The organism is Psychrobacter sp. PL15, assembly GCF_035984995.1.
Taxonomy (GTDB): Bacteria; Pseudomonadota; Gammaproteobacteria; order Pseudomonadales; family Moraxellaceae; genus Psychrobacter.
In genome coordinates this window covers 1-5,100 of sequence record NZ_JAXCIB010000030.1, presented here as the reverse complement: position 1 = coordinate 5,100, position 5,100 = coordinate 1, and the positions used below count along the sequence as shown (strand labels likewise).

Annotated in this window: 7 protein-coding genes; 4 read left to right on the top strand and 3 right to left on the bottom strand. The window is 37.3% G+C overall.

The window, feature by feature from the left end:
* The 3 genes from RCH20_RS12385 to RCH20_RS12375 all read left to right on the top strand — a co-directional run.
* On the top strand, nucleotides 1-335 hold a 335-nt coding region (locus RCH20_RS12385; RefSeq protein ID WP_327193818.1), incomplete at its 5' end, for a hypothetical protein.
* A 513-nt stretch (nucleotides 336-848) separates the two neighbouring features.
* Complete coding sequence (gene repM, locus RCH20_RS12380; RefSeq protein ID WP_327193817.1) at nucleotides 849-1,829, top strand: replication initiation protein RepM; 981 nt, start codon at nucleotides 849-851, stop codon at nucleotides 1,827-1,829.
* 101 nt (nucleotides 1,830-1,930) lie between these two features.
* Nucleotides 1,931-2,812, top strand: coding sequence for a hypothetical protein (locus RCH20_RS12375; protein WP_327193816.1), 882 nt, complete (start codon nucleotides 1,931-1,933; stop codon nucleotides 2,810-2,812).
* A gap of 91 nt (nucleotides 2,813-2,903) precedes the next feature.
* Here RCH20_RS12375 and RCH20_RS12370 read toward each other — a convergent pair whose 3' ends face one another.
* From RCH20_RS12370 to RCH20_RS12360, 3 genes are all read right to left on the bottom strand, one after another.
* Nucleotides 2,904-3,170 (bottom strand): type II toxin-antitoxin system RelE/ParE family toxin, encoded by a 267-nt coding sequence (locus RCH20_RS12370; protein WP_193009115.1) that lies wholly within the window; start codon nucleotides 3,168-3,170, stop codon nucleotides 2,904-2,906.
* Nucleotides 3,157-3,438 (bottom strand): type II toxin-antitoxin system RelB/DinJ family antitoxin, encoded by a 282-nt coding sequence (locus RCH20_RS12365; protein WP_327193815.1) that lies wholly within the window; start codon nucleotides 3,436-3,438, stop codon nucleotides 3,157-3,159. Before RCH20_RS12365 ends, RCH20_RS12370 begins: the two co-directional genes overlap by 14 nt.
* Nucleotides 3,439-3,607: 169 nt before the next feature.
* Nucleotides 3,608-3,919 carry a hypothetical protein gene (locus RCH20_RS12360; RefSeq protein WP_327193814.1) on the bottom strand — a complete coding sequence of 104 codons (312 nt, stop codon included), beginning with the start codon at nucleotides 3,917-3,919 and terminating at the stop codon, nucleotides 3,608-3,610.
* 518 nt (nucleotides 3,920-4,437) lie between these two features.
* On the opposite strand from RCH20_RS12360, the gene mobV reads away from it, so the two are divergent.
* The coding region (gene mobV / locus RCH20_RS12355) for a MobV family relaxase (RefSeq protein WP_327193813.1) at nucleotides 4,438-5,100 on the top strand (663 nt) is incomplete at its 3' end.

Sequence of the window (5,100 nt, the reverse complement as noted above, 5' to 3'; positions counted from 1 at the left end):
ATTTTAGTATTACAGCCGTAGCACCTAAGCCTGAAATGTTTGAAAGCAAGGCTCGGTATGGCGAGAAGGTCACAGCAGCCGTTATTGAGCAAATAGAACCGACTGTGAAAGCGGCTAACAGCATTTTAGCGGACTACGAGAAAGCTAGGATGGATAAAAACGTGGCAGAAGGGAGCTATGAGACTCTCAAAAAACGTGTTGAGCCTTACTTGGTGGCAGTTGATGGTCTAAATCAAGAGGAAATTGCTAGGGTGAATGAGGCAATGCAACTAGAAAGCCGTAAAATCGCTGTAGAGAGGGTTAAATATGAAAAGGCTAGGTATGTATCAAAATAGATAATTAAGGCTGTTAAATCTAGTTATGTAGGCAAATAGGATGGTTTCTATAGTTCATTACTAAGGTTTAAGAAAAATAAAATCAATAGAATGCTAAAAAATTTATAAAGTTTAACAAACCTACTACTTTGGATGAAGTCAAAAACAAATTGATAGATAATTTTGAAAGGGTTGATTGAATATCTGATCCAAAAGAGCACAAAAAAGTCTCTGATATTTCGAGGTAACTAGGGTTTTTCCTTTTATCTTTTTAGTTAGTAAAAAAATAAAAAAATGTTTTTAATGTTTTTAATGCTTTTAACAGCTTTTAAGTCCGCTATAGCCCTTGTGTACAAATGCTTTCATCACCCATAGAACGTAGTTTACTTACCCATAGAACGTAGTTTACTTACCCATAGAACGTAGTTTACTTACCCATAGAACGTAGTTTACTTACCTTATGACGATACTTATTTATTTATCGTCATAATGGTGGTATATTATTTATCGTTATATAGTTAGAGGGCTAAGTTGATGAAACCAAGTATGAATGCAGGTAATAATAAGATGGATCTTATAGTTAAGACAAACAGACTAAATACGGCAATCCAAAACCTTACGCTTGCTGAAATAAGGTTGGTTCAGCTAGCTATCATAGACAGCAGAGAAAAAAATGAAGGATTGTCAGCAGACAAGCCTTTAACTATAAAAGCCTCAAGATACGCTGAAGCGTTTGGAACGACACGACAAGGTGCTTATGACGTACTTAAAAAAGCGGAAGAAAATCTATTCGAGCGTAGATTTACTTTTCTAGACGAAAATGATGGTTATCCCGTTAAGTCCCGTTGGATAAGTCAAGCAAAGTATAAGCAGGATAAAGGTACTATTGAGATTATATTTACGCCTGCGGTAGTAAATGAAATAACACGTATAAACGGTATAGAGCAGTTTTTTACTAAGTACACGTTAGAACAAACATCAATGCTTAATAGTATGTATTCAGTACGTTTATATGAACTTCTAATACAATGGCGTGAAGCCAAACAGACCCCTTTATTTGGTTTAAAAGTGTTTAGAGGTCAACTTGGAGTAGACGATGATGAATATCAACGGATGTGTGACTTCAAATCTGGTGTTTTAGACAAAGCTATTAAAGAAATTAACAAGCACACTGATATCAAAGTTGGCTATGAGCAAGAAAAAGACGGTAAAAATATTATTGGTTTTAAATTTAAAGTACTGTCAAAAAGTAAGCCTAAAGATAGTAAGCAACAAGGTGTTAGTAGAGACAAAGATACAGCCGATATGTTTACGATTGAAGGTCTAAATGATAAGCAGCTAGGCCGTATTGCTCGAAATCCTAGTTTTGTAGCAGATTATAATGATCTAGTTAGTTCGACTAGCCCAGCTGGTCAGGACATGAAGGTGTGGGAGTTTGAAATGGTTAACCGCCTTAAAAAAGACCCTACACAGTTTAATAAACGTCCTATCAGAGAGTATCTTAAGTATCAATAGCTGAAAGTTTTTCACATTTAGAACACTAGATCGTACTTATTATTGAAATAACAATTACAGTCTATTTATAAGCAAGCTTACCGTATTATTGGATACTTCCTATGAATAATGGAATAAAGCATGACATTCACGGTCAAAAATATCGATCAGACTTTAGTCTCTGCACTTATTACTTCGATAGCCATGAATCTGTAGCAAAAATAAAGGCTCTACGTGATGGAAAGCCTATATTAGCATTTTGTTTAAAAGAATTAGATGGTGGGGTCGAGGTTTTTATAACCATACCGGACGGCTATGAATGTATGCACTTTAGGAAAGGAAAATTGACATCCAATATTGAATCGAAAAACGCTCACCTGACATATCATGGAATTGCAAAACGGAAAAAAATGACTGGAGAAATCCATATCTCTTCCGATGGATGCAATCCTCTTAAAGGGAATGCACCTTACACAGAAGCACCAAATGTTTCTTCGAGTAATATTGAGTTACATCCCCTTCCAGTTTGTCGGATTGAACTCAGCGAGTCTACAGGGAAAGTCGCTACTCACAGTGATATCGAAAACTACTTTGAGTTACAGATGCCAACATGCTTTTTTAATACTATTGAAGTTCATGTTGCCAAAAAAGGCTATACAGAAAAAATTGCATCAGCATCAACATGTATATCAACGGCTTGGGCATCCTTGTTTGTTTATACTAGCATGCACACCTACTTTTTAGGAAAAGTAGAACGTAGACCAGGTTTTTACCCTCAAGTCATATGCCTTCAAACTGATAAATTTGAACTAATCATATTAGCTACTCGCGAATACAAAAACCTATCCTATGAACTCAATAGGTTAAAATATTTCCATACTAAGGATTACTTCCGAAATTTATGTAAAAGACGTGTTATAGCACATGGAAATGGCTATTTTATTGACCAGTTGACAAATACTAAGCAGACAATCAACCAAAAGTATATGTCAGATTTTCTATAGGTATGCCCCAGCGGAACCAGCTATTTCACCCCTCAAACCTATTAACAGACTACTTAAAATAGACTGCCATTATGGAACCACTTAAAACAGGCTAATCAAACACCTCTGAATGGCTACCCAGCCTAACGAAATCTACCGTATCGCTCTGAACACGGTAGATAAGCACTAAATCAGGTTTGATATGGCAATCTCTAAATCCCTTATGATTGCCGGTCAACGCATGATCTTTATACTTAGCAGGTAGCGGCACATCGTTAGTCAAACAATTAAGCACCTCGCCCCATGCAGGAGTGAGCAAGCTTAGATAATTCTTTTTGGCATCCCTCTTAAACTGGCTTGATACTTCAATGGATCTCATCAGCCTCGCCTTCTAGCTCATCCATAAGATCACCAAAGCTGTCGTACTTAGTGCCGTTACCGTTGGTAACCTCTGCAATGGCCGCGATAGTTTGTGCGTTCAGCTTCGGCTGATAGTCAAAAGACAAGGGAACCGCGTTAGTATCGGCGACTTGGTTCAAGAACAGTCTTATGGCTTGTGAAGGCGTTAACCCGTAGCTTTCAAGAACAGAAAAAGACCTGTCCTTCAAATCTTGATCGAGTCGTATATTATAATTAGTTGTACTCATAGTAATCACCTATCGCTTATATTTGTACATCTAATATAAACGATAGGTGATTAGATCTCAATAGTTTTAGCGTCTTATACTTCTTATTAAAAACCCAGAAAAAGGCTAATGGCTTTCTTTCTGAGTTTTTGTATGACATAGAGTTAGGGAAAACCTTGATTACACGTCTCTACTTTAAGCCTTTAAATAATTTTGATTCCATATGGCTAACCCCAGCAGCTTCTTGCATTTCTATCCAACTTTCATAAGATGTATTTGTTTGAATAAACTGCTCCCACTCCTGATCTGGGATGGCTGCAAAATCTTCTTTCGTTTCTACTTTGAACCCAGAAGCTTCTATTAGCTCCTCAAAATTCGAATATTGACTGCAACTAGATATAAAACCAGGGATCATAAGATCGTCCAGTGGGATACTATGAGCGCCAGATAACTCTGAGAGATTCTTCTCTAGTTGATCAAAACCTCTTAAATCAAATTTCATGACTCTTTCCTCGTGTTTATAAGCTTTATATAGCTTGTAGAGTGTTAACTATTTATAAAAAAAACTAATCAGACCATTGGAATCATCTGTAGCTACAGATGATTTTTTTAGGTTAATAAATTATTTGTACCAGCCTAAGATTATGCCAGTGAATAACTAGCAGTAACGCTCTTATAAGCCCTTTTTTGCAAAAATATTACGACAGATAAAAGACCCATCATTTTCTACCTAATTTAATGACTACACCATACGCACCCTAAAGGGATGGCCAAGTAGTTGATATTGTTAGGGTTAATGAAATTGAGTTGTATACAAAATGTTTACAAAACAGACGTTAACCATTGATTTATAAAGAAAAAAGGTGTCTACAATTTGTAAACAGCCTAGCTTCTAAAAAGTGAAAAATAGCCCTTTTTCACCATCTTTTGCGTCAAAAATCTCGCTTTCCTAACGGGTAAATTTATGGTGTAGTAAGTACACTTTAGTAAAATCATACCCAATTATTAGGAAAAATGGCGATGAACTATGCAATTTTAAGGACGGCAAAATTAAAGACGATGGGGAATATTGGCGGCAGTCTTGCACGTAACTACCGAACGATAGAAACGCCTAATGCTGACCCTAATCGCACCCCTAAAAATCATCATACCGTTGCTACCTCTGAAGCAGTCAAAAAAGCAATACAAGATCGGCTCCCTGAAAAAAGACGCTCTGATGCGGTGCTATGTATTGAGTATTTGATAACCGCTAGTCCTGAATGGGAAGGCTGGGGAACCAGCAAGGAAGCGGATTTTTTTAAGCGAGCGAGTTTATGGCTCGTTGATAAACATGGAGAAGAAAATATTGCTGGTATGAGTATTCATCGGGACATAAGCACACCGCATCTAGTCGCTTATGTGGTTCCTATTGATCAAAAGGGGAAGCTGAACTGTAAGAGTTTTCTAGGGGGCAGGGTCAAGTTAAACCAGATGCAGACCGATTTTGCTAATACGGTCGCTGATTTGGGGCTAACGAGGGGCAAGGAAGGCTCTAAAGCCAAGCATACCAGTATCAAAGAGTATTACCACGACATCAACCATGCTAGAGATTTTAGTATTACAGCCGTAGCACCTAAGCCTGAAATGTTTGAAAGCAAGGCTCGGTATGGCGAGAAGGTCACAGCAGCCGTTATTGAGCAAATA

What these genes read in the sequence shown, in the direction of transcription:
- repM (WP_327193817.1), top strand. Translation starts at nt 849, where the DNA reads ATGAAACCAAGTATGAATGCAGGTAATAATAAGATGGATCTTATAGTT.
- RCH20_RS12375 (WP_327193816.1), top strand. Translation starts at nt 1,931, where the DNA reads ATGAATAATGGAATAAAGCATGACATTCACGGTCAAAAATATCGATCA.
- RCH20_RS12370 (WP_193009115.1), bottom strand. Translation starts at nt 3,170, where the DNA reads ATGAGATCCATTGAAGTATCAAGCCAGTTTAAGAGGGATGCCAAAAAG.
- RCH20_RS12365 (WP_327193815.1), bottom strand. Translation starts at nt 3,438, where the DNA reads ATGAGTACAACTAATTATAATATACGACTCGATCAAGATTTGAAGGAC.
- RCH20_RS12360 (WP_327193814.1), bottom strand. Translation starts at nt 3,919, where the DNA reads ATGAAATTTGATTTAAGAGGTTTTGATCAACTAGAGAAGAATCTCTCA.